This is a genomic window from Arthrobacter sp. HLT1-20 (assembly GCF_054510895.1).
On record NZ_JBTNDR010000028.1, the window covers coordinates 1 to 16709 of the forward strand.

The 16709-nt window shown below is 63.1% G+C and carries 11 protein-coding genes; 5 read left to right on the forward strand and 6 right to left on the reverse strand.

The genetic code is table 11. The annotated features are described in order from the left end of the window. Positions 1 to 191: 191 nt before the first annotated feature. The 3 genes from ACX80Q_RS13895 to ACX80Q_RS13905 all read right to left on the reverse strand — a co-directional run bounded on the left by ACX80Q_RS13895 (position 192) and on the right by ACX80Q_RS13905 (position 2654). Positions 192 to 575: an META domain-containing protein gene (locus ACX80Q_RS13895; protein WP_459331123.1), complete on the reverse strand. Its 384-nt coding sequence runs from the start codon at positions 573 to 575 to the stop codon at positions 192 to 194. A 90-nt stretch (positions 576 to 665) separates the two neighbouring features. Further along, positions 666 to 1370: an ABC transporter ATP-binding protein gene (locus tag ACX80Q_RS13900; protein ID WP_459331124.1), complete on the reverse strand. Its 705-nt coding sequence runs from the start codon at positions 1368 to 1370 to the stop codon at positions 666 to 668. A gap of 153 nt (positions 1371 to 1523) precedes the next feature. Then, the gene (locus tag ACX80Q_RS13905; protein WP_459331125.1) at positions 1524 to 2654 is read right to left on the reverse strand and encodes an ABC transporter permease; all 1131 of its coding nucleotides are present in this window, start codon (positions 2652 to 2654) and stop codon (positions 1524 to 1526) included. A 190-nt stretch (positions 2655 to 2844) separates the two neighbouring features. On the opposite strand from ACX80Q_RS13905, the gene ACX80Q_RS13910 reads away from it, so the two are divergent. The 4 genes from ACX80Q_RS13910 (at position 2845) to ACX80Q_RS13925 (ending at position 11387) form a co-directional block, all read left to right on the forward strand. Beyond that, a complete protein-coding gene (locus ACX80Q_RS13910) occupies positions 2845 to 4128 on the forward strand; it encodes a sensor histidine kinase (RefSeq protein ID WP_459331126.1) in 1284 nt (427 codons plus the stop codon). Beyond that, a complete protein-coding gene (locus ACX80Q_RS13915) occupies positions 4125 to 4778 on the forward strand; it encodes a response regulator (RefSeq protein WP_459331127.1) in 654 nt (217 codons plus the stop codon). Before ACX80Q_RS13910 ends, ACX80Q_RS13915 begins: the two co-directional genes overlap by 4 nt. A gap of 228 nt (positions 4779 to 5006) precedes the next feature. Continuing rightward, positions 5007 to 6203: a C40 family peptidase gene (locus ACX80Q_RS13920; RefSeq protein WP_459331128.1), complete on the forward strand. Its 1197-nt coding sequence runs from the start codon at positions 5007 to 5009 to the stop codon at positions 6201 to 6203. A 240-nt stretch (positions 6204 to 6443) separates the two neighbouring features. Beyond that, positions 6444 to 11387: an NPCBM/NEW2 domain-containing protein gene (locus ACX80Q_RS13925; protein ID WP_459331129.1), complete on the forward strand. Its 4944-nt coding sequence runs from the start codon at positions 6444 to 6446 to the stop codon at positions 11385 to 11387. 90 nt (positions 11388 to 11477) lie between these two features. Here the strand turns inward: ACX80Q_RS13925 and ACX80Q_RS13930 are convergent, their stop codons facing one another. After that, positions 11478 to 12134, reverse strand: a complete 657-nt coding sequence (locus ACX80Q_RS13930; protein ID WP_459331130.1) for a response regulator transcription factor — start codon at positions 12132 to 12134, stop codon at positions 11478 to 11480. A gap of 29 nt (positions 12135 to 12163) precedes the next feature. Beyond that, positions 12164 to 13474 (reverse strand): sensor histidine kinase, encoded by a 1311-nt coding sequence (locus ACX80Q_RS13935; RefSeq protein WP_459331131.1) that lies wholly within the window; start codon positions 13472 to 13474, stop codon positions 12164 to 12166. A gap of 255 nt (positions 13475 to 13729) precedes the next feature. On the opposite strand from ACX80Q_RS13935, the gene ACX80Q_RS13940 reads away from it, so the two are divergent. Next, positions 13730 to 15412, forward strand: coding sequence for an ABC-F family ATP-binding cassette domain-containing protein (locus ACX80Q_RS13940; protein ID WP_459331132.1), 1683 nt, complete (start codon positions 13730 to 13732; stop codon positions 15410 to 15412). 95 nt (positions 15413 to 15507) lie between these two features. On the opposite strand, the gene ACX80Q_RS13945 is transcribed toward ACX80Q_RS13940, so the two are convergent. After that, the gene (locus ACX80Q_RS13945) at positions 15508 to 16695 is read right to left on the reverse strand and encodes a TIGR03364 family FAD-dependent oxidoreductase (RefSeq protein WP_459331133.1); all 1188 of its coding nucleotides are present in this window, start codon (positions 16693 to 16695) and stop codon (positions 15508 to 15510) included. Positions 16696 to 16709 lie beyond the last annotated feature (14 nt).

Below are 16709 nucleotides of genomic sequence, written 5' to 3' on the forward strand. Positions count from 1 at the left end.
TTCGCCGCTGCATCAAACGCTACCTCGCCCGCACCGTCTACAAAATCCTCAACTCAAAAATCGAGACCCCGGCCTCGGCTTGACAAATATAGAAGGGTCCCGCAGAAAACGCCGAAAAAACAGGGAAAATCGTGTTTTTTCGGCGATTTCTGCGGGTCAGATGGTGGGCGGCGTTGCCGCGCCGGTGGGGACTAGTTGCGTCGCTTCAGCGTGCCCAAGGTTGCGCCGTTGGCATCAGTAACCGTCAGGACGTCGCCGGAGATGGTGCCCCCTGCAGCCTTGGACAGCCAGGTGTCCATGCCTTCGCACGCCATCTGGGTGCCGCCGATTTGCGGGAAGGTGAGTTCGCCGTCGAGCATGAGCCACTGCCCGGAGAGGCGGTTGCAACCGTCGCTGCCGGTCAGGAAGCCAGCCTTGTTTGCGTCCTGTTCTTGGCCCAAGGCCAGCTCCAAGTACGGCTTTTTGTCCGTGTTGTAGCCCTCGCCCCACGTGCCGACGGGGCCCGTTGCGGCGCCGCAGGAGGAGATGGTCAAAGCAAGGAGGAGGCTGCCGGTGAGGGCTGCAAGGCGTTTCATGATGAAGGTGGCTCCGATCGCGCTGGTCTAACAGAAGAGTTTCCTTCATGTTATTGCATTGGTGCGTATTAGTGGCTTTGCGCCGTGCCACTACAGGGCTGCCGCGGGCTCCACGGCGGGGACGGGCGCGGTCAGGGCGCCGTCGCGCATGGTGGCAACGGCATCCGTCATGGGAACAAACTCAGTGTCGTGGGTGACCATGACGGTTGCCACGTTGAACTCGTCGCACACCTCACGCAACAGCCCCACAATGGAGGCGCTGCGTTCATGGTCCAAGGCTGCCGTGGGCTCGTCCACCAACAAGACCTTTGGCTGTGCCATGAGGGCACGGGCAATGTTGACCCGCTGCCGCTGTCCGCCCGAGAGCTGGTGCGGGCGCTTCTTGGCGCAGTCGGCAAGGCCCACCATGTCCAGCAGCTCGTTGGCCCGCACTGCAGCCGTGCGCAAGGATTTGCCCCGCAGGTGGTCCGTTATGGTCAGCTGTTCCGCTGCCGTGAGCGAGGCCAGAAGATTGGGCTGCTGGAAGATGATGCCGACCTTGTCCCGGCGCACCGCCGCCAGTTCCTTCTCCCCCAGGGCCGTGGCATCGATGCCGTCGATCAAGACCAGGCCCGATGTGGGCTTGATCAAGGTGGCGGCAACGGCCAGCAGGCTTGACTTGCCGGAGCCCGAGGGGCCCACCAAGGAGATGAACTGGCCGGGATGGACCGTGAGGTTCACCGAATCCAGGGCCGTCATGATTCCCTCGCCATCGGGGTATTGCAGTGTCACGTTGATCAGATTCAGTGCAGTCATGGGAGTTTCCTTTAGCAAGTCAAGAGGAGAAGAAGGGAGATGGCGGGCTGGGGAGGGCCCACAATTCCGGATGGAGGGTGTGTCTGGGCCCACGCCTGCGAGGGGCCCCATTTGTGGGTCGCTTGCGACCCACAAATGGGGCGCAGGTGGGGCCTAGTTCCCGCCGAGGGCGATCATGGCGTCAACCCGGGTGACCTTGCGGACGGCCAATGCCGCACCAGCCAGGCCCAGCGCCACTATGCCAAGAACGGGCAGCAGCGTGGTTGCCGGGGTCAGCAGGAACGGCGCTGCCTGGGCGGCGAAGATGCCGCCCACCACACCCACCAGTCCGCCGATGCCCGCACCGGCCAGCAGTACCAGGGCGGCCTGGGTCAGCGCGTCGCGGAGAAGGTAGCTGCCGGAGGCACCCATCGCCTTCAGCACGGCGATGTCACGGGTGCGCTGGACCGTCCAAACTGTCAGGAATGCCACGATGACCAGGGCTGAAATGCCGTACAGGAACGCCTGCATCATCATCAGAGACCCGTTCTCGCTCTTGTACCCGCCCAGGCCGGCAAACGATCCGCTGCGCGTGGTGCTGATGGTGCCTGCTGCCGCGTTGGCGGCGTCCGTATCCACAGTGGCGCCCGGCTCAAAGGTCACGGCGAGCACTGTTGCCAGCTGGTCCGGGTCGCTGAGGTGTGCCACCTGCTTCCAGGTGGGCAGCGTGGTCCAGACAACCGAGCTGTGGGAGTACCACTGATCGGGCACGATCCCTGCGACAGTAAGGGAAGTTCCGGCAATGGTGACGGCGTCGCCGGTTGAAAGGGAGAGTTCCTTGGCCACGCTTTCGCCAATGACCACCGTTGTGTCGCTGATGTCCGACGGCGCGATCCCGGCTCCGGCGCCAGGCCCGCCTAGTGCTGGCTCACCAACACCAAACACGGCAACGTTGGCAATGCCCTTGCTGTCACCCGCGCCCTGGAATCGGCTTTGGCTGATGCCCAAAGGAACAACCGAGTTGACGCCCGGGGCCGCAGCCCACTCGTTGAGCTGATCTGCCGTGACCTGGCTTTCGGTGAAGGAAACCTTGGGATCATTCTTGGCCGGGGCGCCGAATACCAGCTGGCTGACGGGGGTGGCGGACCCTTCACCGAGTTGCGCGACGGCGGAGGTGGACTGGTTGCCCAGGCCTGCCGTGAGGCCGGAGAGCAAAACCAGCAGCAGGCTGATCAACGCCACCACGGAGCCCATGAGAGCAAACCGTCCTTTGGCAAAACGGATATCTCTGATGGCGAGGAACATGTGCGACTTCTTTCATATGCCCACACGATGCGGGCTCTTGTGAAGGAGAATTTGCTGGTACCTCCACTGTCCTGCGGATGGGGGGCAAATCCATCGCGGTGTTGGTTGATCCTGCCGCTGCCAAGGGGATGAACCCGGACTCAACCATTTGGTTGACCTGGTGGCGGTTTCCAGCGCCTAAGCTGGTGACATGTCTGCCGTGGAAGTCCCGCCCGTGACAAGTGGAACCATTCTGCGTTTCCTGCGCGTCACCTTGCATGTTGGCTTTGCCGTGCTGCTGGGAGTTGCCGTCATCCGGCTGCTGACCATGGAGTCCGGGCACCACTTGCGGTATTTGTTCCTGGCCCTGGCCCTGCTGCTGGCAGTCGTCTACCTGCTGGGTACGGTGGCCGAGAAGAGATTTTCCGCCGGTGCCACGGCCCGCAATCCAGGACGTTTTGCCGTCCTGTGGCTGGCGGTGATCACTGCCCTGTGGGCCGTGCTCATGATTGGTTCGGTGGAATTTTCCTGGCTGGTTTTCCCCCTGTTCTTTCTGCACCTGCACCTGTTGCCCCGCTGGGCCGGTATCTGCGCAGTTGTGGTCATGACGGCCGGAGTCATCGTGGCCCAGTGGATTTCCACGGGATCCAGCACGCCGCCCCTGCCGGTCATTCTGGGGCCGGTTTTCGGGGCCACCTTTGCCGTGGTGACCTCCAAGGCTTACCGGCTCCTCTATCAGGAGGGTGAAAACCAGCGCCTGGCCGCCGAGGAATTGCGCCGCACCAGGGCCGAGCTATCCGCCACTCAGCACGAGGCCGGCGTCCTGGCCGAGCGGGCCAGGCTTGCCCGGGAGATCCACGACACCTTGGCTCAGGGTTTTTCCTCCATTATTTTGGTGTCCCGTGCGGCGTTGCGCAGTTTGGAATCAGGGGACACTGAATCCACCAAGGAAAGTTTGGCCATGGTGGAGGCAACCGCGGCGGAAAATCTGGCGGAGGCCCGGAACTTTGTGCGCGGACTGTCTTCGCCCGCCCTTGCCGAATCCTCCCTGGTGGAGAGCCTGTCCAGGCTGTGCGAAAAGACCCAGCGCGAGGCGGCCGTGCGTGGGGGGTCGTTGCAGTGCAGCTTCCGCCTGGACGGCGAACCCGTGGACCTGCCGCAACCCTTCAAGGTGACCTTGCTGCGCGCAGCCCAGGCGAGCCTGGCGAATGTCTGGCTGCACGCCCACGCCACGTCCGCCGTCGTCAGTTTGGCATTCTTGGGCACCGAGGTGACTCTTGACGTGTTCGACGACGGCCGCGGCTTTGAGCCCGCGAAGCTTGCGGACACTGTGGGAGCCCGGGCGGACGGGAGCGGCTTTGGTTTGAGATCGTTGCGTGAGCGGGTGGAGGCGCAACGCGGAACCCTGACGGTCGAGTCGGCGCCGGGTGAAGGAACTGTGGTGGCCATCCGGCTGCCACTGGAAGTCAGCGGCACGGAGGGGGAGAGCGCATGAGCGAGATCCGTATTTTATTGGTGGATGACCATCCCGTGGTTCGAGCCGGATTGCGCGCCATGCTCACAGAATTCGAGGGTTTCACGGTGGTGGCGGAGGCGCCGGAGGGAGCCGCCGCCGTCAAGGAAGTGGAACGCCTGCACACTTTGGGTGAGCCCGTGGACGTGGTGCTCATGGACCTGCAGATGGGCAGTGGCATGGATGGGGTCAGTGCCACCAAGGCCATCAAGGCGTTGCCGGATGCGCCTCCTGTCCTGATTTTGACCACTTACGACACGGACTCCGACATTCTGGCTGCCGTGGAGGCCGGGGCCAGCGGGTACATGCTAAAGGATGCCCCGCCGGAACAAATTCGTGGAGCCGTGCAGTCGGCGGCCGCGGGACAAACGGCATTGGCACCCGAGGTTGCCGCAAGGCTCATGGGAAGAATTCGCAACCCGGCCCCCGCCCTGTCCGCCAGGGAAGTGGAACTGGTGGAGCTGCTGGCCACAGGAATGAGCAACAAGGCCATTGCCAAGGCCCTCTTCATCTCCGAGGCAACCGTGAAAACTCATCTGGTGCACATCTACGACAAATTGGGTGTGGACAACCGCACGGCTGCCATCGCCGTTGCCGTGGCGCGGCGGATTATCCGCAGCGCCGGATCCTAGCCTGAGATTGACGGGCGAGGCTTTCGTCTTAAAAGTCCCATTTCGGCTTCATGGATGCAGCGAAGCCAAAGATGACTTACAGTGTGATATGCATAACATTTGTGCGGAATAGTTAGAAGTAACGTTCGGTTATGAAATCTTGTGTTTTTTTGTAAAAACGCTGTTTGCTTTTGAGGATGCGGCGTATGCTCATCACTATCTTGTGCAAGGAAGCAGGGGGACTCCCGAGTGAAATTTTCACCAGGCAAATCACGGCCCTATCAGTTGAGCATGGCGGTTGTCTGCACTCTCTTGGCATCGGGCGGATTTGTAGGGGCGGGCTATGTTGGCACGTCCACGGCTGACGCCGAGGCTGCCCTGAGCGGCCAAAATCTGGTCCGGACGGCCAAGACCTTCGAAGAGACCACGCCCGTCGGGTTTGATTCCTTTGCGGCCCAGGGACTCGGGGTGAAAATCTCCTTCGCCAACACCTTGATTCTGGCCAAGAAGCCTGCCGCCAAAAAGGTTTTTGACTTGACGGACCCCAATGGCAATACGCCGCACCTGGGGCGAACCGTCAATGCCATGCGAGGGGACATTCCGGAAGTCTCCGCTGAGCTGATGTCCAAGGTTCGCAAGGATATCCTTGCTGCGGCTTACCAGGGCCTGGGCCACAGCTATGTCTGGGGCGGCACCAGCTTTGAAAATGGCTGGGACTGTTCCGGTTTTGTGCAGTGGGCCTATGGCCAGGCTGGCGTGGGATTGCCACGGACTGAGCAGTGGCTGCCCATGGTGGAAACCAACAATCCCCAACCAGGTGACATAGTGGTCCAAAATCCCGATGGCCCCAATCACTGGTCGCACATTGGGATTTACATTGGTGGCGGCAAGATGATCAGTGCGCTGAATCCCTCGGTGGGAACCATTTTGCACACGCCTGCATCCACCAGCAGTTCCTCGACGTACTTCACCATGGCCGTGTTTGCCGCTGCCGATGAAAAGGCCAAGGCCCAGGCCGCCAAGGACAAGGCCACCTCAACCTCTAGTGCCAGCGCGAGCCCCACTGCCAAACCCAGCTCCGCCAAGCCCACCGCTAAGCCCACCCCTAGCGCACCCGGCACCACCCCACCGGCGACGACAGCCCCGGGAACCACGCCGGCAACAACCCCGCCAACCACGCCCCCGGCGACGACAGCCCCGGGAACCGCGCCGGCAACAACCCCGCCGGCGACCATACCGGCGACAACGGATCCGGCGACCGCGCCTCCTGTCACGCTTGATCCCACACCGGAAGCAACGAGTGCTGCGGCGGCACCCCCGCCCACCACGACTGGTGCGCCCGCCTCCGAGCCCGTGGCAGAGGTCCCCTCGCCGGCTGTGACTGAACACCTGAGCACCCCGGCGATCGAACCGCGGGCCACGGAAAGCTCCTTGCCCACCCCGTAGCGTTTCCGTCGGAGGTCTTGGGCGCGGCGCCTGCCACCAGCATTTGGCTGGGGCTGGCGCCGCACCCTTTTAATCGCAACAAGTGTGTTCTCAATGCGTCTTCGTTACGTCACAAAAACTTATGTTATGGATCACAATGGGCATTGCACTTGACCTACGTCACATTTCTAATGATTGTTAATGAGTGTTTGGCTAATTAATTAGTCATAAATCATCGCTCAGCGCCGAAAGAGAGTTCATATGACATTGCTCCATGAGTCGAGTCCCGCGCCATCGCCGGTGAAACCGCCCGGGCGTAAGGGCATGGGCCGCCGGGCCGCGGCCGTTGCGCTGGCCGGGCTTCTAGCTGCAGGAACACTTCCCGCCCTGGCCCTGTCCCCAGCGGCCGTCGCTGCCCCCGGGACTCCCATTGCGGCGTCGAATATCAAGGCCGAAGTTGCTGTGGACAGCAGCGGAACCACCCTGGGTGCCATCGCCTCCTTTGCCCAGGCCAACAACGTTGTCACGCTGACCCCCGCCAAGGGCGCCATCCGAGTGACGTTCCTTGACGATGGCAACTTCCGCCTGGAAGCCACCCCCACAGGAACATTCTCCGATCCGGCTAACACGCCTGAATCCCCGGCCGATCCCACGCGCACAGCGGACATTGTGATTGGTGCAGACCAGTTCACCAAGGGCGCCGTGACGGTCACCGATGCGGCGGGCGTGATCACCATGGCCACGGCCAAGGTCAAGCTGGAGGCCAACAAGGCAACGGGCGCCTTCACGCTCAAGCGCGCCGACGGCACCATCGTGTGGCAGGAATCCTCGGCACTCTCCTTTGGTGCGGACACCACCACGCAGTCGCTGACACCCCGTACTGGGGAGCAGTTCCTCGGTGGCGGCATGCAGAACGGCCGTGTAGTCCACACCGGATCCACCATCAACATCTCCAACAACTTCAACTGGGCAGACGGCGGCCACCCCAACGCTGTTCCGTACTACATGACAAGTGCCGGCTACGGCGTCCTGCGGAACACCTTCGCCCCGGGTTCTTACACCTTCACCGCGAAGGAAACCACAACCCACAGGGAAAAGCGCTTTGACGCGTACTACTTTGTTGGTGACTACAAGCAGAGCCTTGATGGTTACACCAAGCTGACCGGCCGCCCCAACCTGCCGCCCGTCTACGGTCTGGAGTACGGCGACGCCGACTGCTACAACCGTTCGAGCCCCACATACAGCTCCTCCGGTTACAACAGCGGCCCCACACCCAAGCAGGTCACCTTTGACGCGCTGGTGACGGCCAAGGAATTCAAGACCAAGGACATGCCTGCCGGCTGGATGATTGTCAACGACGGCTACGGCTGTGAATACACGCCCGACCCCGCTGGCTATGACAAGAACGCCCCCTACAACCCGGTCAACCCGGACAAGGGCCTGGGTGGCACAGTGAAGGCCATCAAGGCCGAGGCCGACTTGAAGACGGGCCTGTGGACGCAGCGCTCACTGACCGCCCAGCCCGCCGAGGTTGGCAACGACGGCATCGCCATGCGCAAGCTGGATGTTGCCTGGGTGGGTGCAGGCTACCGCCTGGCCCTGACCGGCTGTGAGTCGGCAAAGTCCGGCATCGAGACGTACTCCGCAGGGCGCGCCAACACCCTCATGGTTGAGGGCTGGGCCGGTTCCCAACGCTGCGGCGTGCAGTGGACGGGTGACCACTCGGGAAACCTTGACCAAGGCCGCTGGGGCGTTTCGGCGCTGGCTGGCGCCACCAACTCCGGCCAGGCATTCACCACCTCGGACGTTGACGGCATCTTCGGCGGCAGCGCCGAAAGCTACGTCCGCGACCTGCAGTGGAAGGCCTTTGCTCCCGAGCTGTACTCCATGAGCGGTTGGGCGCCCACCGACAAGCGCCCGTGGCTCTATGGCGACACCGCCACCGAGATCAACCGCAAGTACCTGCAGATGCGCCAGGAACTCATGCCGTACATCTACTCGCTGGCAGTGGATTCCAGCAATGACGGTGTGGGCATGATGCGCACCATGCCGCTGGAATTCCCCAACGATCCGCTCTCCTACACCAAGGAAGCCGAGACCCAGTTCTTCCTGGGCCGCGACTACCTGATCGCCCCCATTTCCACCAGCACCCCTGTCCGCAACGGCATTGTCCTGCCCAGCGGTTCACAGTGGGTTGACTACTGGTCCGGCACCATCTACGAAGGCGGCCAGGTCCTCAACGGCTACAACGCCCCCCTCGAGAAGCTGCCCATGTTCGTCCGCGCCGGCGCCGTGGTGCCGCAGGGCGAAATTGCCCGCAACGCATCGCTGGTCCCGGAAAACTCGGCCATCACGGTTGACGTCTACCCCTCGGGCAGCTCCTCGTTCACCATGAATGAGGATGACAAGGTCACCCGCGAATACAAGAACGGCAAGTCCAGCAAACAGGAATTCAAAGTCACCGCACCCGCCAAGAATGGCGGCGACGTTGTTGTCACCATTGGCAAGCGCGACGGCGACTACGCCGGCAAGGCTGCCACCCGCCCCTACAAGCTGGATGTCCACAGCGGTTCACAGCCCTCGGCCGTGACCGTTGGGGCCACCACTCTCACCAAGCTTGCAGACGCTGCCGCCTTCAAGAGCGCCACCACCGGCTGGTACTTTAACGCTGCCGAGGCTGGCGGAACGGTGCACGTCAAGGCTGGCGACGTTGCAGCAACCGCAACCGCCACGGTGACCCTGAAGGCCACCTCGGCCGTGGGCGGCACTGATTCGGATGCAAAGGCTGCCCAGGTGGTTGTGAACTTGGACGAGAAGGTCTTCCAGGGTCAGAAAACAACTGCTTCCATGGTCTTCACCAACACTGGCAGCAACGCCAAGACTAATGTTGTCATCTCGCCGGTACTGCCCGCGGGCTGGACCATGAGCAACGCCCAGGGCGCAACCGCGGCCTCTGTTGCACCGGGCGCCAGCGTCCAGGCGACCTTTGACCTGGTGCCGGGGGCTGCCTCGGCAGCCGGGCAGCAGAGCATCGGTGCCAAGGCCAGCTACAAGGACTCCAAGACAGTGGCCCAGGAAGTCACCGGCGCCAACCAAATGTACATTGCCTACGGTTCACTGGCAGGTGCCTTCAACAACATCTCCGTCACCACGGCCAACGGTGCATTCGCCAATAAGTTGGGCAACTTCGACGGCGGCGGAGCATCCTTTAGCTCCGATCAGCTCAAGACAGCAGCGGTCCCCGTTGGCGGAGTCACCCCCGGATCCACTGTCACAGTTGACGGGGGCCTGGCCACAGAGATCAACTACACCTGGCCGGCCGCAGGAGCCGACAAGAACAACGCTGTTGCCTTGAACGGACAGACAGTTGCCTTGACCGGCAAGGGCACCGACCTGGCCATTCTTGGCTCGGCCGCCGCCGGATCGGGTGTCAGCCCCGAGCTGACCATCAGCTACAAGGATGGCACCGTACAAAAGCAGAGCCCGTACTTCCCCAACTGGCTCCCGCAGGGTGACACCAAGGGTGCCAAGGTGGCCATCAAGGCCATGGGCCGCAACAGCCAGACCCAGGCAACCAACCCGGAGTACACCAACACCGGCTACCAGATCTACTCAGCCACAGTGCGCCTGCTCCCCAACAAGGAACTGGCCTCAGTGCAGCTCCCGGTTGCGGAGAACGTCAAGTTCTTCGACTGGAAGGTTGCGAACTTCCCGCTGCCCACAGCGCCGAACAAGGACACCTTTGCCTCCGATCTGACGGCCGTCAGCAGCACCAACGGTTACGGCGTCATTGGCAAGGATGTTGTCAACAAGGACGCGGCCAACTCGCCGGATGTTCCCCTGACAATCATTGACAAGACAGACGCTGCCAACCCGAAGACCAGCACCTACGCGAAGGGCCTGGGCGTCCACGCGGCGTCGAACCTGAACTACTACGTAGGTGGCCAGTGCAGCCGCTTCACCAGCTTTGTGGGCCTGGAGGGCAACTTCCAGGGCAAGATCATCTTCACAGTTATTGGCGACGGCAAGCAGCTCTACCAGAGCCGCACATTTACCAGCGGTTTCGCCCCCGAGAAACTTGACCTTGACCTGACGGGCGTCTCCTACGTGGAACTGAAGGTTGATCCGACCTCCGCAGGTGCCATCAACGGCGCCCACGGTGTGTGGGGCGATGCCAAGTTCACCTGTGCGGAGCCCGCACCGGCTGACACGGTTGCCCCCGCAACCACTGCCACGGCCACCCCGGCCACCCCGGCTGCCACCGGCTGGTACACGACGGCGCCGAAGGTCACCCTGGGTGCAACTGACAACGTCGGTGTTGCCAAGACCGAATACCAGATCGGTTCAGGTCCCTGGACCACGTACACGGCGGCAGTGACCCTCCCCGAAGGTGTCAGCAGCTTCAAGTACCGTTCCAGCGATGCGGCGGGCAACGTTGAAACAGTCAAGGCCACAGCCGATTTCAAGGTGGACACCCAGGTGCCCGTGGTGTCGGCAGCTGTGGACGCCAAGGTCCGCACCGTCACCCTGACGGCCACTGATTCCGGTTCGGGTATTGCCGCCGTGGAATACTCCACTGACGGTGGCACCACGTGGAAGGCCTACACGGCCGCCATCAAGGCAGCCGACAGCGGAGTATCCGTTGGCTACCGTGCCACTGACAAGGCGGGCCTGCGTGCCTCCTCAACAGTTGATGCTGTTGTGGCACCCGTGGAGACGCCGGAACCGGCCGCTCCGAGCCTGTCGGCACCCGCCAAGGCAGTTGCCGGAGGGTCCATCAGTGTCAGCGCCAAGAACCTTGCGGCTGGCGAATCCTACGAACTGTGGATTCACTCCGAGCCGATCAAACTGGCAACGGGCAAGGCTGGTGCCAACGGCACGCTTACGCTGACTGCAACCATCCCGGCAGCCCTGGCTGCCGGAGCACATGAGCTGACCCTGGAGCAGGGCGGCACCGTCCTGGCCCGCACAGCCGTTGTGGTCACCGCTGCAGCTATTGGTCCCAAGCCCACCGCTCCGGCAACGTCCAAGCCCACTACACCGGCAACGACAGCCCCGGCCGGCAACGGCAGCAACACCGGAAGCAACAACTCCGGAGACTTGGCCAACACCGGCGCCAAGGTCCTGCTTCCGGCAGCCCTGGCCCTGCTCCTGGTGCTGGGAGGTGCCGGCGCGCTGGTGGTCACCCGCCGCCGTCGGACATAAACCGCCCTGCATGACTAGGTGGAAGTAAGGATGGGCCCGTTCGCATGGCGCGGACGGGCCCATCCCTTGTCTATGCACGCAGTCTGTTGCCTAGTTGCCGCGTTGCAGAAAGCTGAGTACGGCCAGCACGCGGCGGTGATCGTCGGTGCTTTGGTGCAGGCCCAGCTTGGCGAAGATGGCGCTGATGTGTTTTTCCACGGCGCCGGCGCTGACCACCAGGGACTTGGCGATCCCGGCATTCGTAAGGCCCTGGGCCATCAGCTCCAGCACCTGGGACTCCCGGGGGCTGAGGGAGTTAATCGGATCGGCCACGCCGCGATTGGCCAGCAGCGCGCTGATGACCTCGGGGTCAATCACCGTTGCCCCCGCCGCCACCCGCCCAATGGCGTCCGTGAAGTCAGCAAAACGGGCCACCCGGTCCTTGAGCAGGTAGCCCAGGCCGGCGCCGTCGGGGGCTCCCGCCAGCAGCTCGCGGGCATAGCTTAGCTCCACGTACTGGGAGAGGACCAGGACGGCAACCGAGGGAAAGCTCCGGCGCACCTCGATGGCCGCCCGGAGCCCCTCGTCCCGGTGCGAGGGAGGCATCCGCACATCCGTAATCAGCAGATCGGGAACGTGCTCGGCAACGGCGCGCAGCAGCGCCTCGCCGTCGCCCACTGCTGCGCACACCTGCGCGCCGGTCTCTTCGAGCAAACGGACAAGGCCCTCACGGAGCAGTACGGAATCTTCAGCTAGGACAACACGCATGGTTTTAGGGTAGCTGGTGGCAGCAGGGTTCAATCGCCCAGCGGGATGCTGGCCCGCAGCGTGGTGGGGCCGCCCTCGGGACTGACGATCTCCAGGGAACCGTCCACGCCGGACAGCCTGTCCACCAGGCCGGCCAAGCCGTGTCCCTTGCCCACGTGTGCGCCGCCTATTCCGTTGTCCTGGACCTCGATCAGCAATTCTGCCGGGTCCGCTGTGACCGAGACTGTGGCCGTGGTGGCCCCAGAATGCTTGGACACGTTGGCCAATGCTTCGGAGACCACAAAGTACGCGGCATTCTCGGCACTTTCAGCCAACCGGGTGCCATGCTCAAGGTTGCCCCGGACGGCCACGGGGACGGCTGACTTGGCGGCCAGCGACTCCATGGCAGCCCGCAAGCCCCTGTCCGCCAGCAGTGGCGGGGCAATGCCACGGGACAACGACCGGAGTTCGGCCAGTGCTTCCCGGCTTTGTTCGAGGGCGCCGTCCATGAGATCGCGGGCAGCGGCAGGATCCGTATCCATGCGCCGCTGGGCGGCCTCAACATCCATCTGCAACCGGATGAGGCGCTGCTGGGGACCGTCGTGCAGGTCCCGCTCTATCTTGCGCAAAGTGTTGGCTTCTTCCGAAACTACTTGCGCGCGGCTGGCAGCCAATTCCTCGCTGCGGGCGCGCAATGCGGCATTCTCATTGGTGAGCAGCCCGCGGGCCAAGGCGGCATCGGTCGCGGCCAGCAGGTGGGTCACGAATGGCAGGGTCACAAGAAAAGTGACACCGTAGGCCAAACCCAGCCAGTCCTCGGCTGCTGCGGGGCTGATCCCCAGCAGGTGGTCCAGCCCGATCAATTCCGCCAGTGGAATGTTATCTGCCGGCAGGAAGCGCCCCCAGAACCATTGGGTCAGTCCGCCAAGTGCTGCGGCGAGCCAGGTGATGGCAACGCTGAAGGCGGCGGTGCGGAAGCCAAACGACACTACTGTTCCGTGGATCGTATCTTTCCACAGCTGCGGATCCGCCAGGCTCCTAAACATGCCGCCAATGGTACGTTTTGTTTGCTCTTTGTAGTGCACTGGTGGCACATCGCCAGCCCAGCGTGCCAGCATGGCTCGGTTGATGATGGCGAACCAGCGGGCAACGGCCAGGCACAGCAGCAGGATGGGCAAGCCAATCCAGATGATGAGCGTGGAGACCCCCAAAGAAAACAAGGTCACCAGAACTATGAAGGAGACCAAGGAAACGAAGAAGCCGGGCAGGATGTAGAGAAGGTCATTTACGATCTGGCGCCAGGTGGCAGGGCGCAGGATCAGCCACGATTTACGGGCAAGGGGGCTAGCTGAGTTGTTCATCATTCCATCCTTGCCGCGGTGTTGTCCGGAAACCATCATGCCACCGGGCCAATGCAGGGTGGGGATATCCCCACCTGCCCCCAGCATCGTGCCGCATGCGCCTCATGCGCCTAATGCGCCTAATGCGCCTGCCGAACGGGCAGTTGATGTTGATGTTTGTGCCCAACATCAACATCAACTGCCCGTTCGCGGGGCAAGGGAGGGCGCCGCCGTCGACCGTTCGGCGGAGAGCAGCGGGGATGGGAGAATTGCTGGGTGGGACATATAGACGTTGCAAACATTGACTACTTCCTCTCCGACGGCCGGCAGCTGCTCAACGGGGTGAACTTTCGCGTCGCCGACGGCACCAAGACGGCCCTGATTGGCCCCAACGGCACCGGCAAGACCACCCTGCTGCGCATCATCTGTCAGGACATCAAACCGGATGAGGGGGCTGTTTCACGCTCGGGCACCATGGGTGTCATGCGCCAGTTTGTGGGGCAGGTGCGCGACGACAGCACCGTGCGGGACCTGCTGCTCTCCGTGGCCTCGGCCAACATTGCCGCCGCTGGCAAGGCTGTTGACGATGCCGAACTGGCCATGATGGAGCGCGACGACGAACCAAGCCAGATGGCGTACGCCCAGGCGATCGCCGACTGGGGCGACGTTGGCGGCTACGAAATGGAAACCACTTGGGACGAAGTGACCATGGCCGCCATGGGTGTGGACTTTTACACGGCCCAGTACCGCAAGGCCTCCTCGCTCAGCGGCGGTGAGCAGAAGCGCCTAGTGCTGGAAGCGTTGTTCTCCGGACCCGACGAGGTCCTGCTGCTGGATGAGCCGGACAACTACCTGGACGTGCCCGGCAAGCGCTGGCTGGAAGCGAAAATGGCTGCCTCCGACAAATCGGTGCTGTTTGTCAGCCACGACCGTGAGCTGCTGGCCAACGCCGCGGACAGGATTGTCACGCTGGAACCGGGCATCAATGGCGCCTCAAGCTGGACCCACGGCGGCGGCTTTGAGTCCTATGTGAAGGCCCGCGAGGACCGCAACGCCCGCTTTGAGGAGCTGCGCAAGCGCTGGGACGAGGAGCACATCAAGCTCAAGGAACTCGTCAACATGTACAAGACCAAGGCCGCGTTCCGCTCCGACATGGCCAACAGGTACCAGGCCGCGCAGAGCCGTCTGGCGCAGTTCCTGGATAAGGGCCCGCCGGAGGCCCTGCCCATTGAGCAGAACGTGAAGATGCGGCTCAAGGGCGGGCGCACAGCCAAGCGCGCCATTGTGGCCACCAAGCTTGAACTCACGGGGCTGATGAAGCCGTTCACCACCGAGATCTGGTTCGGTGACAGGGTGGGTGTCCTGGGCTCCAACGGTTCAGGAAAATCACACTTCCTGCGGCTTCTGGCGGCCGGCGGCTCGGATCCGGACAAGGAACACGAGCCCGTGTCCGACGTCGACATTGCCCACGTGCCGCACGAGGGCAAGGTGAAGCTGGGTGCCCGTATCCGGCCCGGCTTCTTTGCCCAGACACATGCCCGGCCGGACCTGTTGGGCAGGACCCTGCTGGATATTTTGCACCGCGGGGACGAGCACCGCTCGGGGCTAGGCCGCGAAGCCGCCGCTGGTGCACTGGACCGCTACGGCCTGGCGTCCAGTTCCGAGCAGAAGTACGATTCTCTCTCCGGTGGACAGCAGGCGCGGTTCCAGATCCTGCTGCTGGAGCTCTCCGGCGCCACGCTTCTGCTGCTTGATGAGCCCACCGACAACCTCGACCTGCACTCGGCCGAGGCGTTGGAGAAGGCGATCGACTCCTTCGAGGGAACGGTGCTGGCCGTGACCCACGACCGCTGGTTTGCGCGGTCCTTTGACAGGTTCCTCGTGTTCGGTTCAGACGGCAAGGTGTACGAATCCGAAGAGCCCGTGTGGGATGAAAAGCGGGTTGAGCGAGCCCGCTAACCTTCTTTGGCAACTGACCCGCAGAAAACGGCGAAAATCACGGTAAAACCGTGAGTTTTCGCCGTTTTCTGCGGGTCAGTTGAGGTTTTGTGGCGTTAGAACTGGGCGAACGTCTTTTTGGCCAGGCCGAAGGAGATGGTCATGCCAATTCCGCTGGTGACGGAGACGGCGGTGACATTGGGGGCGACGTCCCTGATCAGGAAGCTTTGCTGCGGGCTTGAGGCGTAGATGCCCTGCCAGCGTTGCAGGACCGTGTAATTGCCCATGCCCAGAAGCTTGCTGGCGGCGTTCAGCAGGGTGTCCTGGGTTGGTTCACTCAGGAAGGGATCCTGGGTGGTTTCGGTGTGGTGGCTGTCTCCCATCAGCAAGGTGCCGTCGGGGCGCTGGGTCAGCATCACATTGGCGTCAATGGCCAAAAGCTCCGGGCTGCTGGCGGCCAATTCCTTCTTGAGCTCCGCGGCGGCGGCCGTTTCAGCGAACGCCGGGTAGCGCAGCATGGAGGTGCCCGTCAGGACGGCGCGCCTGATGGTCAGCGGCGCCGCCGGGCGCACCAGTGCCATCTGCAAGGAGCAGCGGTTCACCTCAAAAGGTTCGGCCACCTCCGGGTGCACGTAGTCGAGGTCATGCCCAACGCACACAATGACCCGCGAGGCCGTGCGTGTGCCGCGGGAGGTGCGCACCGTGACGTTGGTCCGGTGGGAGGTCCCGGCGTCGAACACGGCACCTGAAGCGGACCCGTCACCATCGGTGCCGAAGTACGAGGTGCGCCACGAGAAGGTGACATTGGGCTGCTTGGCCAGCCAGGCGGCCAGCTTGGCGACCGCCTCACGCGGATCCACCCGGATGTCATCTTGGATCAGGGCGCCGGCCAAAATTGCCGGATCCCCGTGGCCGGAGAGCTCTTGGCGGACCTGGGCCGCCTTGATCAGCTGCACCTGCTCGGAGCCGCGCGTGGCAGAAAGCTCCTCGAGGACGGCAAGCTCCGCACTGCTGCGGGCCACGGCCAGGCCGCCTGACTCCACGGAGAAGAACCCCGCCAGCTCACTGTGACGCAGCCAGCCTTCACGGGCCACCGCGGCAAGCTCACGCAGTTCACCTGATTGGGCGCCCACGCAGCAGTGCCCGAAGTTGCGGATGGAGGCGCCCACGGCCCGGGTGTCCCGGTCAATGATGTGCACACTCAGGCCGCGGGCAACGGCCTCGGCGGCGTGCGCCAGCCCGGTGATGCCGGCTCCCACAATCAAGACATCTGTGGGCTGAAAGTTGGTTCTGGATTGGTTCATGGGAACGACTGTGC

Coding starts and splice junctions, on each gene's coding strand:
- ACX80Q_RS13895 (WP_459331123.1), bottom strand. CDS start 575: ATGAAACGCCTTGCAGCCCTCACCGGCAGCCTCCTCCTTGCTTTGACC.
- ACX80Q_RS13900 (WP_459331124.1), bottom strand. CDS start 1,370: ATGACTGCACTGAATCTGATCAACGTGACACTGCAATACCCCGATGGC.
- ACX80Q_RS13905 (WP_459331125.1), bottom strand. CDS start 2,654: ATGTTCCTCGCCATCAGAGATATCCGTTTTGCCAAAGGACGGTTTGCT.
- ACX80Q_RS13910 (WP_459331126.1), top strand. CDS start 2,845: ATGTCTGCCGTGGAAGTCCCGCCCGTGACAAGTGGAACCATTCTGCGT.
- ACX80Q_RS13915 (WP_459331127.1), top strand. CDS start 4,125: ATGAGCGAGATCCGTATTTTATTGGTGGATGACCATCCCGTGGTTCGA.
- ACX80Q_RS13925 (WP_459331129.1), top strand. CDS start 6,444: ATGACATTGCTCCATGAGTCGAGTCCCGCGCCATCGCCGGTGAAACCG.
- ACX80Q_RS13930 (WP_459331130.1), bottom strand. CDS start 12,134: ATGCGTGTTGTCCTAGCTGAAGATTCCGTACTGCTCCGTGAGGGCCTT.
- ACX80Q_RS13935 (WP_459331131.1), bottom strand. CDS start 13,474: ATGAACAACTCAGCTAGCCCCCTTGCCCGTAAATCGTGGCTGATCCTG.
- ACX80Q_RS13945 (WP_459331133.1), bottom strand. CDS start 16,695: ATGAACCAATCCAGAACCAACTTTCAGCCCACAGATGTCTTGATTGTG.